This window comes from Chelativorans sp. AA-79 (genome assembly GCF_029457495.1).
Classification (GTDB): domain Bacteria; phylum Pseudomonadota; class Alphaproteobacteria; order Rhizobiales; family Rhizobiaceae; genus Chelativorans.
In genome coordinates this window covers 3,809,506-3,824,535 of the sequence record NZ_CP120361.1, presented here as the reverse complement: position 1 = coordinate 3,824,535, position 15,030 = coordinate 3,809,506, and the positions used below count along the sequence as shown (strand labels likewise).

Here is a 15,030-nt window from a genome sequence, read left to right as displayed (position 1 = left end):
ATCCAAGGCGGTTTGACGGCTGAGCAAAGGCGGCATCACAGCCCATACCGGCGCCACAGCGCCTGGTCCTCCGCCGCCTCCAGGAGGCCCGTGGCGGCGGCCGCGGCGATATCCGCCCCGCGCCCGTCGATGCCGAAGAAGCCGAGCCGGCGTCCCAACAGCCCGCGCGGCGCGCTCACCAGCTTGAGGCGCGTCTTCTCGCCATAGCGTTTCTTGAGATAGGAGCGCATGTCGCCGGTGGCGTCCACGAGACCAAGGCTATGGCCGCGCTCGCCGGTCCAGAACAGCCCGGTGAAGAGATCGTCGTCCTCGGCGAGCTTCGCCCCGCGCCGCTCCTTCACCAGCGCGATGAAGCTCTGGTGCACGTCCTCCTGCAGTGCCTTGAGCCGCTCCACATCCTCTTCCTTTTCCGGCTGGAAGGGATCGAGGATGGCCTTGTTGCGGCCGGATGTGTGCACGCGCCGCTCGACGCCGATCTTCCTGATGAGGTCCTGGAAACCAAAACCTGCCGAGACGACGCCGATCGAGCCCACGATGGAGGAGGAGTCGGCGATGATCTCGTCGCCCGAAAGCGCGATCATGTAGCCACCGGAAGCCGCGACGTCCTCGACGAAGACGAGCACGCGCTTCTTCTTCTCCTCGGCGAGGTCGCGGATGCGCCGGTAGATGAGGCGCGACTGCACGGGCGAGCCACCCGGCGAGTTGACGGAGATGGCCACGGCCGGCGCGGAGAAGGAGAACGCCTTTTCCAGAAGCGCTGCCGTGGAAGCGAGCGAAAGGGACTGGCGCATGGGGCTTCCGCCCGCCATGATCGTGCCGTGCAGCCTGATGACGGGGATCGTGACGGCGTCGGAGCGGAGGGATTTCGGCAGGAGGCGTGCCAGCGATTCTTTCACGTCGGGTCTCCGGGGCGGTTTCGGTGTCATGTAGGCATTGGCCGGCGGGACGCAATGGCGCTGTCCGGGAACGACCTTAATTGGCAACGTCAATAGGTGAAAAGGGTTTCCCTGCCGTTGATGACGGCGTCGGCGCGCGCGGTGAAGGCGCGGCCGTCCTTCTCGTGCAGCACGAGCGGCGTTGCGAGCGCGAGTGCACCGCGCGCGCCCTTGCGGGCATGCAGGAGGATGCGGATCGCCTCCGCCTCGGGGCGCGGGTGGATCGGCATGCAGCGCGGGCTGCCGAATCGGCCTTCCAGCGCCGCAAGGATGTCGCCGAGCGATGCCGGCCGGGCGATGATCGCCACCTCGCCCCGAGGTCCGGTGATGGCTGACGCCGTCCTCAGCCAGCGCTCGAAGAGCCCGTCCGCCATGACATGCGCCTCGCGTCTGAGCGCATCCGGCGTGGCGCGGTCGCGGGCCGCGTTGAAGGGCGGGTTCATGATGACGAAGTCGAAGGACCGGTCATCAAGTCCCGCTTGCGCGCGTTCGGGGCCGGCAAGCTCCACATCGGCCTGAAGCACCGCGAGGCGGGGAGCAAGCGCCGCATTCTGAGGGAGGTCGCAGCTTTTGCGCGCACACTCCGCCATTTCCTCCGTCTTTTCGACCAGGAGCACTTGCGCCTGCGGGCAGCGGGCGGCGACCGCAAACCCCGCCGCACCCGCACCTGCGCCGAGATCGGCAACCCGCCCGGCGAAGCCGTCAGGCACCGCGCCAGCAAGCAGCATGGCGTCCAGCCCCGCCCGATGCCCCTTGCCGACGGGCTGCACGAGGTGGAAGCCACCGCGGTGGAAGGCGTCGACGGTGAAGTCCGATTTGCGGTTCATGGGTTGGCGACGATGCGAAATTATTCCGGGCCCGAGGCAAGTTCGGCCGGCGCCTTTTCACGCGTTCCCGGCGACGATTTCAATCCTCACCCCCGGTCCCCAACAGCCCGGCATCGGCGAGAAGCCGGCGCGCCTCTTCGGCCTGTTCCTCCGCGACCAGCACGCGCCGCGGCAGGACACCGAGGGAACCTTCCATGATGCTCATGTTCCGGTCCGCGATGTGGTAGTCGATGTCCGCGTCGCGCAGCAGGCTTTCGATGAAGGAGATGGCGACGGCGTCATTGGTGCGGATGAGTTCGATCATGCCGGCGACGTTGGCAGGTTGGTGCGCGCTTGTAAATGAGCGCCGGTTGTCCTACCGAAAACCCGCGCTAATTCGCCGCTTGCGGCGGCGGCGGCAGCGGCCATACACTTCCGGCGCAGGCCGGCAAGGAAGGAGAAGCACTGGTGGGCGTCGTATTGAACCTCGAAGACGGCAAGCGCGGTGCGGCCTCGATCGACCGCCTGATCGGTCTCACCAACGACGATATGGCGCGGGTCAACGAGCTGATTCTCTCCAAGGCCGGCTCGGATGTGGAACTCATTCCCGAGCTTGCGCGTCACCTGATCTCCTCCGGCGGCAAACGGCTGCGCCCGATGGTCACCCTCGCCGCCGCCCAGATGTTCGGCTACGCGGGCGAGGGCCACGTGAAGCTCGCCACCAGCGTCGAGTTCATGCACACGGCCACGCTGCTCCATGACGACGTCGTCGACGAAAGCGACATGCGGCGCGGCAAGAAGACGGCGCGCATGATCTGGGGCAATCAGGCGAGCGTCCTCGTCGGCGACTTCCTGCTCGGCCAGGCCTTCCGCCTGATGGTCGATGTCGGCTCGCTCGATGCCCTCGACGTGCTTTCCGCCGCCGCCGCCGTGATCGCGGAGGGCGAGGTGATGCAGCTCGGCGTGTCCAAGAACCTCGAGACCACCGAGGACGAATATCTCAGCGTGATCAAGGCGAAGACCGCTGCGCTCTTCTCCGCCGCCGCCGAGGTGGGCCCCATCATCGCCGAGGCCACGCGCAACGACCGGGCCGCCCTTCGCTCCTTCGGCACCAATCTCGGCCTTGCCTTCCAGCTTGTCGACGATGCGCTGGACTATGGCGGCAGCACCACCGATCTGGGCAAGAATGTCGGCGACGATTTCCGTGAGGGGAAGGTCACCCTGCCGGTGATCCTGAGCTACCGGCGCGGCGCCGAGGAGGAGCGGCTTTTCTGGAAGCGCGCCATCGAGGAGGACGAGAGCGACGATGCCGCGCTCGAAAAGGCCATCGGGCTGATGAAGCGCCACGGCGCTATCGGCGATACGATCGGCCGCGCGCGCCATTTCGGCGAGATCGCGCGCGACGCGCTTGCACCGCTCAAGAACACGCCGCAGAAGGCCGCCCTCTTCGATGTCATCGATTTCTGCATCAGCCGCGTTTCTTGACGCCCCGTGAAAATCGCCGGCATCGGTTGAAGCGCAATCGCAAAAAGGCCATGCTCTGCGGGTAGCGAGATTCCGTGGCGGCTTCCGTACGGGAAGCTGCCGAACCGGACGGAAGGGAAGGCATGCGGCGAATGAAGGCAACACTCAGGACGACGGCGGCACTCGCGGTCTTCATGACAATGTCGCTCGAGGCGGGGATCGCCAAGGAAACGACGCCCGCGGTCACCGGCGCCGTGCCGACGAAGACCTTTTCCGGCGCCTATCTCGCGGGGCGGGCGGCCGAGTTCGACAACGATCTGAACAGCGCCGTCACCTATTACGAGCGTGCGCTCGCCTTCGACCCCGACAACACGGATCTGCAGCAGACGCTGCTGCTCACGCTTATCAGCCAGGGCGACCTGGACAAGGCGCTGCCCTTTGCGGAGAAGCTGCAGGCCGTGCCCGAGGTCGAGCGCTTCTCGCGCCTTGCGCTCGCCGTCGATTCCTTCCGCGACAAGGATTTCCCCGCAGCCGAGCGCTGGCTCAATCTCGTTCTGGAATCGGATCTCGACCGTCTGATCACCAGTATCATGACGAGCTGGGCCAAGGTGGGGCAGGGCGACGTGGATGCTGCTCTCGCCAATCTCGACGATCTCGACGGTCCCGATTGGTACGAACTCTTCAAGGGCTATCATCACGCGCTGATCCTGGCCTATGGCGGGCGGGACGAGGACGCGGACGCCGCCTTCGAGGAGGTGGTGGGGACACTCGCGCCGCGCTCTGTGGCGCCAGATACGTTCGGTCGGCTCGCCGAGGTCTATGCGTCCTATCTCTCCAGCCGTGGCGAAACCGAACGCGCACTCGCCGTGCTCAGCCAGGCGGAGCAGTCCGGCGGCGGCATCGTCACCATCCCCGAGCTGCGTGCCAAGCTGGAGGCGGGCGAAAAGCTCGCGCCGGTCGTGAAGGACCCTTCCGACGGCGCAGCCGAGATCCTGCTCAATATCGGCACCGAGCTTGCGAGCGGCGGCGGAGATGCCTTCGTCCGCCTCTATCTCCAGCTCGGCCGCGCTCTGCGCCCGCGGAGCGACGCCATCCTCGTCCAGTTGGCCCATGTCGCCGAGCGGCAGCAAGACGGCGAGGAGGCCATCGCCATCTACCGCCAGATCGAGGACGATTCGCCCTGGGCGCGCTTCGCCGCCTTCCAGATCGGGCTCAACCTTGCCGATCTCAAGCGCAACGAAGAGGCGATCGCGCATCTGAAGAAGGTGCTCGATGCCGATCCGAAGGACATGCGCGCCTACCTGGCGCTTGGCGGCGTCTACAGCAGCGAGAAGAATTACCGTGCTGCGGCCGAGCTCTACGACCGGGCGGTGGAGCAGATCGCCGAGCCCGCGCGCGAGCACTGGAACATCTTCTATCAGCGCGGCATCGCCTATGAGCGGCTGAAGGAGTGGCCGAAGGCCGAGCCCAACTTCAAGACGGCGCTGGAGCTCTATCCCGACCATCCCCAGGTGCTGAACTATCTCGGCTATTCCTGGATCGACATGAACATGAACCTCGAAGAGGGCATGGACTTGATCCGCAAGGCGGTCGAACTGCGCCCCAGCGACGGCTACATCGTGGATTCGCTCGGCTGGGCCTATTACCGGCTCGGCCAGTACGACGAGGCGGTCACGCAGCTCGAACGCGCGGTCTCGCTGCGCCCGGAGGATGCGGTGCTGAACGACCACCTGGGCGACGTCTACTGGCGCGTCGGCCGCCGCCTCGAGGCGCGCTATCAGTGGGCTCAGGTGAAGGACCTCGAACCCGAGCCCGATCTTCTGGCCCAGGTGGAGGAGAAGCTGGAGAACGGCCTTCCGCCGGAGGACGGCAAGAAGGTGGCCGACGCGGCGGGCACGCCCCGCGTCCTCAGCGAGGAAGCCTCGGCCCAGGCGGCGCAGAAGCCGGAGGAGCCCGCGGCAAAGCCCGACACACCCGCGGCCGCGCCGGAAGAAGCTCCCGCCGCCGATGCGGCGGCCGCGAACGGGGAGACCTACAAGGTCAAGCCGGGCCAGTCGCTCTGGTCCATCGCCGTGGAGGAGCTCGGCGACGGCAAACGCTTCCGCGAGATTCTCGACCTGAACCCGGTTCTGAAGGGTGATCCGAACCGCATCCGCCCGGGCCTTGAGCTGACGCTGCCTGCTGGCGGACGATAACTCCGTGATCCCGGAAGCCCCGAAGGGCTATCCGGGACCCTATCGGATCGGCTGATCCCCGGCACCATGCCGCCCAAGCCAATTGCTTGACGCTCACGCGCGCCCGCAATAGGACGGAGCCGAGCCTGATCCTTGGAGAAGTTCGCGTGAACGCAAGCGCCCTCCCGCACATGCACCCCTCCCGGTCCTTCCAGGGCCTGATCCTGACGCTGCATAATTATTGGGCCGCGCAGGGTTGCGTGATTCTCCAGCCCTACGACATGGAGGTGGGTGCCGGCACCTTCCACCCGGCAACGACGCTGCGCTCGCTCGGGCCCCGGCCGTGGAACGCTGCCTATGTGCAGCCTTCGCGGCGGCCGAAGGATGGCCGCTACGGCGAAAACCCGAACCGTCTGCAGCATTATTACCAGTATCAGGTGATCCTGAAACCGAACCCGCCCAACCTGCAGGAGCTCTACCTGGGCTCGCTCGCCGCAATCGGCCTCGACCCGCTGCTCCACGACATCCGTTTCGTCGAGGACGATTGGGAAAGCCCGACCCTCGGCGCCTGGGGGCTCGGCTGGGAGTGCTGGTGCGACGGCATGGAGGTCTCCCAGTTCACCTATTTCCAGCAGGTCTGCGGCATCGAATGTGCGCCCGTCTCCGGCGAGCTTACCTATGGGCTGGAGCGGCTGGCCATGTATGTGCAGGGCGTCGACAATGTCTACGACCTGAATTTCAACGGCCTCGAAGGGCTGGACAAGGTGACCTATGGCGATGTGTTCCTGCAGGCGGAGCAGGAATATTCGCGGCACAATTTCGAGTATGCGAACACGGAAATCCTCTTCCGCCACTTCGAGGATGCGGAGAAGGAGTGCCGCGCGCTTCTGGAAGCAGGCAGCCCGCGCCCGAGCGACAACGCCGCCCTGCACAAGATGGTCTTCCCGGCCTATGACCAGTGCATCAAGGCCTCCCACGTGTTCAATCTTCTCGACGCGCGCGGCGTGATCTCCGTCACCGAGCGCCAGAGCTATATCCTGCGCGTGCGCGACCTCGCGAAGGCTTGCGGCGAAGCCTTTCTCCAGACGGAGGCAGGCGGAGCGACCTTGGCGACCGCCGCCTGAACGGTCGGCGACCGCTCCTTACGTTTCGGGGCAGAAATAGATTGCGGGGGCGGAAGGCCCAGCCGGTTTGCACTTTCCGGTCGTCGTCTCGATGGCGCGCCGGACGCCGGCCATCTCGTCCGAAAAGGCCTGATGCGCCATGAAGCAGGCGAGAAGCGCGATCAGTTGCAGAAGTGTCGATGCCGTTTTCATGGCCGGTTCCGGACAAAGCTTCGCCGCCTGAAGCGCTCGCGCTTCAGCGCCTTTCGTTGCGTTGAGTGATTTCGCTCCAAGGACGGGCGATCACCTGCCGATCCGACACTGCGGTGAAGTTTTTCTCAATGTCGGATGGTGCCACTTTGGGGGCCAAAGATGCCATTTCCGGCACCATATCGGGTGACAGTTGCCGGGCGAGTTGCTATTGCCCCGGCAAACCTTCCAAGCATCGAGCCAATCCATGCCCGACCTTCTTCTTGAACTTCGCAGCGAAGAAATCCCCGCCCGCATGCAGCGGAAGGCCGCGGGCGACCTGAAGAAGCTGGTGACGGACGGTCTGGTGGAAGCGGGCCTCACCTACGAAGCGGCCTCGGAATACTGGACGCCGCGCCGCCTGGCGCTCGATGTCCGCGGCATCACCGCCCGCTCGCGCGACGTGCGCGAGGAGATCAAGGGGCCGTCGACCAGCGCGCCGGAGCAGGCTATCCAGGGCTTCCTTCGTAAGTCAGGACTGACTGACATCTCTCAGACGCATGTGCACACCGACCCGAAGAAGGGCGACTTCTACGTCGCTGTCATCGAGAAGAAGGGCAGGGCGGCCGAGGAGATCATCGCGGAGCTGATGCCCGGAGTCATCCGCGATTTCCCCTGGCCGAAGTCCATGCGCTGGGGTTCCAATTCGCGCAATCCCGGCAGCCTACGCTGGGTACGCCCGCTGCAGTCGATCGTCTGCACCTTCGGCCCGGAGACGGAGGAGCCGGTGGTGGTCGAGTTCGAGATCGACGGCATCCGCTCCGGCAACGTCACCTACGGCCACCGCTTCCACGCGCCCGGCCCCATCACCGTCCGCCGCTTCGATGACTATGTGGAGAAGCTGGAGCAGGCGAAGGTCGTGCTCGATGCCGAGCGGCGCAAGCGCATCATCCTGGACGACGCGAAGAATCTCGCTTTCGCGAGCGGCCTCGAGCTGGTCGAGGACGAGGGGCTTCTGGAAGAGGTCTCCGGCCTTGTCGAATGGCCTGTTGTCCTCATGGGCGAGTTTGAGGAAGCCTATCTGGCAATCCCGCCGGAGGTCGTCCGCCTAACCATCCGCGCCAACCAGAAGTGTTTCGTCACCCGCCCGCAGGGCGAGCCGGAAAAGCTCTCCAGCCGCTTCATCATCACGGCCAATATCGCGGCATCGGATGGCGGCAAGGACATCGCCTACGGCAATGGCAAGGTGGTCCGCGCCCGTCTGTCCGACGCGCTCTATTTCTGGAGGACCGACCAGGCCGACCTGCCGGACCTCGACCGGCTGAAGGATTCCGCCGAAAAATTCGGCCTCGATCTCAAAAAGCCGCTCGACCAGCGGATGGCGCGGCTCGACCACCTCGGCGTCACCTTCCACGCCGAACTGGGCACGCAAGGCGAGCGCGTCGAGCGTATCCGCCGGCTCGCGCGCGAGCTCGCACCCGTTGTCGGCGCCGACCCGGCGCTGGCCGAACGCGCCGCCGTCCTCGCCAAGGCCGACCTGCAGACGGAGGTCGTGGGCGAATTCCCCGAGCTCCAGGGCGCCATGGGCCGCAAATACGCCGAGCTCCAAGGCGAGAACCCCTCCGTCGCCCGCGCGCTCGAAGAGCACTACAAGCCGCTCGGCCCCTCCGACATCGTGCCCACCGACCCGGTCTCGGTGGCCGTTGCGCTCGCCGACAAGCTCGACATGCTCGTCGGCTTCTGGGCGATCGACGAGAAGCCGACGGGAAGCAAGGACCCGTATGCGCTGAGACGGGCGGCGCTCGGCGTGATCAGGATCGTGGTGGAGAATGGGATTCTCCTGCCACTCATACCGGCCGTTGAACGCCCCCTTGTTGCGCTTCCCGAGGATATGGTTCGATCAGGTGGTGCTGTTGTGGATGGGGAGGCACAATTGCTAGCTGCAACGGCTGTCGAGGGAACGACCTTTAACTACAATCCGGCGCGCGCGATTGCATACTCTCTTCTCTCCTTCTTCCATGACCGCCTGAAGGTCTACCTGCGTGACAAGGGTGCCCGCTATGATCTCATAGACGCGGTGCTGGCGAGTGGGCGCCCGATCTCCCCCCTTGAGGGGGAGATGTCGCCGAAGGCGACAGAGGGGCGCGCTGTCCCGCCGGCCTCTCCACGAGTTGATGAAGGGCGCTCTTCGTTGCCCCCCTCTGCCCTGCCGGGCATCTCCCCCTCAAGGGGGGAGATTGCGCCTTCATCGAACGACGACCTTCTGCTCGTTGTCCGCCGCGTGGAAGCGCTTTCGGACCTGCTCGGCACCGAGACGGGCCAGAACCTTCTCACGGGGACCAAGCGCGCAGCGAACATCCTTTCCGCCGAGGAGAAGAAGGGCACGCGGATCGCCGAAGCCGTCCACCCCGCGCTCCTCAAAGAGGAAGCGGAGATCAGGCTCTTCAGCGCGGTGAATCAGGCCAAGAAGGAAGCCGGCGAAGCGATTCAGAACCAAGACTTTTCGGCCGCCATGACGGCGCTTGCGGCGCTGCGCGAGCCGGTTGATTCTTTCTTTGAGAAAGTCCTCGTAAATGTCGAGGAAGATTCGGTTCGCGCCAACCGGCTGGCGCTGCTCGCCCGCATCCGCGAGGCGACCGGCAGGGTGGCCGATTTCTCGAAGATCGCGGGGTGAGGCGCAGCCATCTGGGCGCGCTGCCGTTCATGCGGAAGGAAAAAGGCGTGGCCGAAATTCTGGCGCAGAAAGATGCCTTGGAGCCGGCCTGCCGCCTGCTGGCGGCGGGGGAGCCGGTCGCAATCCCCACCGAGACCGTCTACGGGCTCGCCGCGGACGCGACGGATGGCGAGGCCGTGGCGCGCATCTTCGAGGCCAAGGGCAGGCCCCGCTTCAACCCGCTCATCGCCCATGTGGCCGATATGGAGATGGCGCGGCGCATCGCGGTCTTCTCGCCGCTGGCAGAGCGCCTTGCAGAGAGCTTCTGGCCCGGCCCGCTCACCCTCGTCCTGCCGCATCGCGAAAATTACGGCATCCATCCGCTGGTGACGGCGGGGCTCGATACGATCGCGTTGCGCTGCCCGCAAGGCTTCGGCCGCGAGGTGATCGCGCGGCTCGGCCGCCCGCTCGCCGCCCCCAGCGCCAACATCTCCGGCCGCGTGACGGGCACGACAGCGCAAGCCGTGAACGCGTCGCTGGGTGATCGCATCAGGCTCGTCGTGGATGGCGGACCGGCGAAGGTCGGCCTCGAATCGACCATCATCAAGGTCTTGGGCGACGAGCTCACGCTGCTCCGTCCCGGCGGGCTGGCGGTCGAGGAGATCGAACGTCTGACAGGTGAGGCGGTCAAACGCGGTGCGACGGGCGTCCAGGCGCCGGGCATGCTCGCCTCTCACTACGCCCCGCATACGGGCATCAGGCTCGACGCGGCGGAGGTCCGACCGGGGGAGGCGCTGCTTGCCTTCGGGCCGGATCGCGCGCTTGGCGCGGAGAACGCGGCGAAAATGCTAAACCTTTCGCCTGCGGGCGATCTGCGCGAGGCGGCCGCCAACCTCTTCGCCCATCTTTCCGCCCTCGATGCCGCAGGTTGCCAGACCATTGCCGTCGAGCCGGTGCCGCGGCATGGGCTGGGTGAGGCGATCAACGACCGCCTGACGCGGGCGGCCGCACCCAGGGAATGATGTCCGGTGAGGAGGTGACTGCCGATGAACGCTGAGACAAGCACGCTCGACCCCGCCCTTGCGGAACGCTTCGCGGCGATTGTGGGAGAGCGCCACGCGCTCAGGGATGCCGCCGACATCACGCCTCACGTGGCGGAGCCGCGCGGCCTCTTCGGCGGTCGCACGTCGCTGGTGCTGAAGCCGGGCAGTCCGGAGGAGGTAAGCCAAATCCTGAAGCTCGCCACCGAGACCGGCACGCCCATCGTGCCCCAGGGTGGCAATACGGGGCTCGTCGGCGGGCAGATACCAGACGCCACCGGCCGCGAGGTCATCCTGTCCTTGTCCAGGCTCAACCGCATCCGCGAGATCGACCTTGCCTCCAACACCGCGACCGTGGAGGCGGGCGTGATTCTACAGCTCCTGCAGGAGGAGGCGGCGCGGAACGACCGGTTCTTCCCGCTGGCGCTCGGTTCCCAGGGCTCCTGCCAGATCGGCGGCAATCTCTCATCCAATGCCGGTGGGATCGGTGCGCTTGCCTATGGCGTCGCCCGCGACCTGTGCCTGGGCCTCGAGGTCGTGCTGCCCACGGGCGAGATCTTCGATGATCTGCGCAAGCTCAAGAAGGACAACACCGGCTACGACCTGAAAGACCTGTTCGTCGGCGCCGAAGGCACGCTTGGCGTCATCACGGCGGCGGTCGTAAAACTCTATCCCAAGCCGAAGGGGCGCGAGCTCGCCTGGGTCGGGCTCGGCTCTCCCATCGATGCGCTCAGGCTCTTCGAGTTCGCGAACGACCGCGCGGGCACGGCGCTCACCATGTTCGAGCTCATCGAGAGAACGCCGCTCGACTTCGTCTTGCGGCATTTTCCCGCGACACGCCCGCCTCTGGCCGAAAGCCATCCCTGGAACGTCATGCTTGAGGTCTCCTCCCACCGTTCCGGGGAGGATGCGCGCACCCTGATCGAGGATATCCTCGGGACCGGGCTGGAAGAGGGCTGGGTGGCCGACGCGACGATCGCGCAGAACGAGACCCAGCAGATGGAACTGCGCCAGATGCGCGAGGACATGTCGGACGCCCAGCGCCCCGAAGGCGGCTCCATCAAGCACGACATCTCCGTGCCGGTAGCCGCCATTCCCGAATTCATCGAGCGGGCGGGAAGGGCTGTTCAGGAGGTCGTGCCGGGCGCCCGTGTCGTCTGCTTTGGCCATATGGGCGACGGCAACCTGCACTACAACATCGCGCAGCCGGTCGGAGCCGACAAGGACGAGTATCTCGGCCACTACCGTGCGATGAACGAGGCGGTCCATTCCATCGTGCGCGCGCTCGGCGGCTCGTTTTCGGCCGAGCACGGAATTGGCCGCATGAAGCGGGCCGAGCTCCTGGCCACCCAGCCGGCGATCGCCACCGATCTCATGCGTCGGGTCAAGAACGCTTTCGATCCGGCCGGCATCATGAATCCCGGGAAGGTGATCTGAGGCCCGTGCATGGTTACAAAGCTTTCACGAAGCTTATCCCGGCGTAAAATCACCTGACGTGGAATCAGCAAAATTTAACTGACTTTTTAAGCCCGGAAGTAAGAACCGCGGCGCTAGTCTTCGCTCCATAAGAGGCCGGGTAAACCTGGTCGGGGAGAGCCGGGTACATGGCTCTCGGGAGCAACAGGAAGGCAACGTAATGTCGATTGGTTTGAAGCCGGTCTGGGCGGGTCGGGCAATGCGGCTCGATCCTTTCCGCCTCCCGCAGGTGGTAAGCTACGCAACGCAGGACAGTTTTGGAGAGGTGACCTTCACCATAGGCGCGCGCGGCGTGCGCATGCGCAGGCTTCTGGACAAGGCCCAGCTGCCGGTCACCTTCGCCCTGCCGCCCACCGCCTTCCGCGGTGTGGCCGCCCGTGCCATCGAGGACGAGGACGGCCAGGTGACGGTCACGCTCGAGCTGCTGCACGATGATGCGATGCTGTGCGTGCCGCTTCTGGTTGCCGGCGATCTCGACGATGTCGCCGCCGACTGGCGCGCGTGGGCCGAGGCCTACCGCCTGCCGATGCTTCTGGTCGAGTCCGACGGCGTGGCCCGCACGCTGGAAGAATCCCTCGGCCAGGTGAAGAAGCAGGCGCCGCAGGACCGCCGGCAGGGTAGCACCGTGCGCAAGCGCCGTCCGCGCTTCCTCGCGCGCCGCCGCCGGGGCACGCTGGGCTTGCGATTGGTGGTCAACGGCGACGAGATCATCGCCCGGGCCGACAGCAAATCCGGTCAGAAATAGGGGCTGAGCGTTGCCCACGCACCGCCGCCCAGAAGGCCCAGGAAGATCAGCCAGCCGACCATCGAGTTGGACTTGAAGAGCGCGAGGCACTGGTCCGGATCGTCGATGTCGAGGGTCCGGATCTGCCGCGCCATATGCGCGCCCGCCGCCACCAGCCCGGCGAGCGCCGGCATCGGCACGGCGGCAAGCGCGAAGGCCACGGCGAAGAAAAGGAGCGCTCCGCCGTAGAGCGCGACGAGCCAGCTTTTCGTGTTCTCGCCGAAGAGCCGCGCGGTGGAACGCACGCCCACCAGCGCGTCGTCCTCCTTGTCCTGGTGCGCGTAGATCGTGTCATAGCCGATCACCCAGAGGATCGAGCCGCCGTAGAGCAGGAAGGGCGCGAGCGAGAGGCTGCCGAAATGAACGGCCCAGCCCATCAGCGCGCCCCAGGAAAAGGCAAGCCCCAGAAAGAGTTGCGGCCAGTCGGTGAATCTCTTCGCGAAGGGATAGACCGCCACCACGAGCAGCGACCCGATTCCCACGAGGACGGCGAAACCGTTGAACTGGAGGAGCACGGCGAGCCCCAAGAGCGCCTGCGCGACGAGGAAGGCCCAGGCCTGCTTCCGCGAAACCTGGCCGGAGGGAAGGGGGCGAGAGCGGGTGCGTTCCACCTGCTCGTCGATGTCGTGATCGACGATATCGTTGTAGGTGCAGCCGGCGCCGCGCATGGCCATTGCGCCGATCAGGAAAAGCAGGAGGTGCCAGGGCGAAGGCATCACGCTTCCAAGCGGCGCGCCCAGCGCCGCGCCGGCTGCCGCCGCCATGGCGAGCGACCACCAGCAGGGCCACAGCAAGAGCTTCCAGCCGATTGGCCGGTCCCAGCGGGCAAGCTGCGCATAGGGCCACGCCGCGCGCGGCAGGAAGCGGTAAACCCAATGGCCGGACGGCGCGTCGGCGACGCGGCCCCGCATCTGCCGAGACTGGATGATGTCCATCTGCTTGCCTTTCGCCCTTCGGATGCTCACGTTTGGAGTGGCAAGACGGGCAGGCCGCGTCAAGCGTCCATTCGTCACTGGACAGGTGCCGCTGCGGCTTGACCTCGGGCCGTTTCGGCCATAGCCCCTTCCCCAGGAAACGGCGACGACGGGCACATCCAATGAAAGTTCTCCTCATCGGTTCGGGCGGGCGCGAGCATGCACTGGCCTGGAAGCTCGCGGCTTCGCCCCTCCTGGAGAAGCTCTATGCCGCGCCGGGCAATCCGGGCATTGCCGAACATGCCGAATGCGTGCCGCTCGATATCCGGGACCATGCTTCGGTTGTCGATTTCTGCCGCGACAAGGCCGTCGATTTTGTCGTGGTCGGTCCCGAGGCGCCGCTGGTGGCGGGGCTGGCCGATGACCTGATCTCCGCCGGGATTCCGGTTTTCGGCCCCACTGCCGACGCTGCGCGCTTAGAAGGCTCGAAGGGGTTCACAAAGGATCTCTGCGCCCGGTATGATATCCCCACCGCCGCCTACGGCCGGTTCGCGGATGCCGCCCACGCGAAGGATTACGTCCGCCGGAGCGGAACGCCCATCGTCATCAAGGCCGATGGCCTTGCCGCCGGCAAGGGCGTGGTGATCGCCATGACGGAGGAAGAGGCTTTCGCCGCCATCGACGACTGCTTTTCCGGTGCGTTCGGGGATTCGGGCGCGGAGGTGGTGGTCGAGGAATTCATGGAGGGCGAGGAAGCGAGCTTCTTCTGCCTCTGCGACGGCAAGACCGCGCTTCCCTTCGGCACCGCGCAGGACCACAAGCGCGTGGGCGAGGGCGACACGGGGGCGAACACCGGCGGCATGGGAGCCTATTCGCCCGCTCCCGTGATGACGCCGGAGATGGTTTCGCGGGTCATGCGCGAAATCGTCGAGCCGACGCTGAAGGGCATGGAGGAGATGGGCTCGCCCTTCGTCGGCGCGCTCTTTGTCGGGCTGATGATCACCGTCGATGGCCCTAAGCTGATCGAATACAACGTGCGGTTCGGCGATCCCGAGTGCCAGGTCCTGATGCCGCGCCTCGAGGACGATCTGCTTGCCCTGCTGAAAGGCGCGGTCGACGGCCAACTCGCGCATATGTCCGCGCGCTGGCGCGACGACGCGGCGCTCACCGTCGTCATGGCGGCGCGGGGCTATCCCGGCACGCCCGAAAAGGGTTCGGTGATCCGCGGGCTCGATGCAGCGGCCGCCGCCGACGCGGAGGTCTTCCATGCCGGTACGGCGCTGGAGGACGGCGCTGTCGTTGCCAGTGGCGGACGCGTCCTGAACGTGACCGCACTCGGCTCCAATGTCACGGAAGCGCGCGACCGCGCCTACCACGCCGTGGACAGAATCGATTGGCCGGAGGGCTTCTGCCGCCGCGATATCGGCTGGCGGGCAATCGAGCGCGAAGCCGGAGAGGCTTGAGGGCGTTCCCAAGCGGTGGAAGCCCTGGC

The 15,030-nt window shown here is 66.1% G+C and carries 13 protein-coding genes; 8 read left to right on the top strand and 5 right to left on the bottom strand.

Annotation, left to right across the window (positions count from 1 at the left end):
* Window positions 1-35 precede the first annotated feature (35 nt).
* From PVE73_RS18785 to PVE73_RS18775, 3 genes are all read right to left on the bottom strand, one after another.
* Window positions 36-896 (bottom strand): S49 family peptidase, encoded by an 861-nt coding sequence (locus tag PVE73_RS18785; protein ID WP_277363703.1) that lies wholly within the window; start codon window positions 894-896, stop codon window positions 36-38.
* A gap of 89 nt (window positions 897-985) precedes the next feature.
* A complete protein-coding gene (locus PVE73_RS18780) occupies window positions 986-1,762 on the bottom strand; it encodes a methyltransferase (protein WP_277363702.1) in 777 nt (258 codons plus the stop codon).
* Between the two features lie 79 nt (window positions 1,763-1,841).
* Entirely contained in the window at window positions 1,842-2,066 is a 225-nt protein-coding gene (locus PVE73_RS18775; RefSeq protein WP_277363701.1) for a DUF2007 domain-containing protein, read from the bottom strand.
* 143 nt (window positions 2,067-2,209) lie between these two features.
* Here PVE73_RS18775 and PVE73_RS18770 point away from each other — a divergent pair, with 143 nt between their 5' ends.
* From PVE73_RS18770 to PVE73_RS18760, 3 genes are all read left to right on the top strand, one after another.
* Complete coding sequence (locus PVE73_RS18770; RefSeq protein ID WP_277363700.1) at window positions 2,210-3,226, top strand: polyprenyl synthetase family protein; 1,017 nt, start codon at window positions 2,210-2,212, stop codon at window positions 3,224-3,226.
* 122 nt (window positions 3,227-3,348) lie between these two features.
* Window positions 3,349-5,400 carry a tetratricopeptide repeat protein gene (locus PVE73_RS18765; protein ID WP_277363699.1) on the top strand — a complete coding sequence of 684 codons (2,052 nt, stop codon included), beginning with the start codon at window positions 3,349-3,351 and terminating at the stop codon, window positions 5,398-5,400.
* A gap of 170 nt (window positions 5,401-5,570) precedes the next feature.
* Window positions 5,571-6,503: a glycine--tRNA ligase subunit alpha gene (locus PVE73_RS18760; protein WP_277367507.1), complete on the top strand. Its 933-nt coding sequence runs from the start codon at window positions 5,571-5,573 to the stop codon at window positions 6,501-6,503.
* An 18-nt stretch (window positions 6,504-6,521) separates the two neighbouring features.
* Here PVE73_RS18760 and PVE73_RS18755 read toward each other — a convergent pair whose 3' ends face one another.
* Window positions 6,522-6,695, bottom strand: a complete 174-nt coding sequence (locus tag PVE73_RS18755; RefSeq protein ID WP_277363698.1) for a hypothetical protein — start codon at window positions 6,693-6,695, stop codon at window positions 6,522-6,524.
* A gap of 244 nt (window positions 6,696-6,939) precedes the next feature.
* Between PVE73_RS18755 and glyS the strand changes: the two genes are divergently transcribed.
* The 4 genes from glyS to PVE73_RS18735 all read left to right on the top strand — a co-directional run bounded on the left by glyS (window position 6,940) and on the right by PVE73_RS18735 (window position 12,585).
* Window positions 6,940-9,345 carry a glycine--tRNA ligase subunit beta gene (gene glyS, locus PVE73_RS18750; RefSeq protein WP_277363697.1) on the top strand — a complete coding sequence of 802 codons (2,406 nt, stop codon included), beginning with the start codon at window positions 6,940-6,942 and terminating at the stop codon, window positions 9,343-9,345.
* Window positions 9,346-9,392: 47 nt separating this feature from the next.
* Complete coding sequence (locus tag PVE73_RS18745; RefSeq protein WP_277363696.1) at window positions 9,393-10,346, top strand: L-threonylcarbamoyladenylate synthase; 954 nt, start codon at window positions 9,393-9,395, stop codon at window positions 10,344-10,346.
* A gap of 24 nt (window positions 10,347-10,370) precedes the next feature.
* Window positions 10,371-11,801: an FAD-binding oxidoreductase gene (locus tag PVE73_RS18740; RefSeq protein ID WP_277363695.1), complete on the top strand. Its 1,431-nt coding sequence runs from the start codon at window positions 10,371-10,373 to the stop codon at window positions 11,799-11,801.
* Window positions 11,802-12,000: 199 nt separating this feature from the next.
* Window positions 12,001-12,585: a DUF6101 family protein gene (locus PVE73_RS18735; protein ID WP_277363694.1), complete on the top strand. Its 585-nt coding sequence runs from the start codon at window positions 12,001-12,003 to the stop codon at window positions 12,583-12,585.
* On the opposite strand, the gene ubiA is transcribed toward PVE73_RS18735, so the two are convergent.
* Window positions 12,576-13,559 carry a 4-hydroxybenzoate octaprenyltransferase gene (ubiA, locus tag PVE73_RS18730; RefSeq protein WP_277363693.1) on the bottom strand — a complete coding sequence of 328 codons (984 nt, stop codon included), beginning with the start codon at window positions 13,557-13,559 and terminating at the stop codon, window positions 12,576-12,578. The genes PVE73_RS18735 and ubiA overlap by 10 nt on opposite strands.
* 161 nt (window positions 13,560-13,720) lie before the next feature.
* Between ubiA and purD the strand changes: the two genes are divergently transcribed.
* The gene (gene purD / locus PVE73_RS18725; RefSeq protein ID WP_277363692.1) at window positions 13,721-15,001 is read left to right on the top strand and encodes a phosphoribosylamine--glycine ligase; all 1,281 of its coding nucleotides are present in this window, start codon (window positions 13,721-13,723) and stop codon (window positions 14,999-15,001) included.
* The last annotated feature ends 29 nt before the right edge of the window (window positions 15,002-15,030 follow it).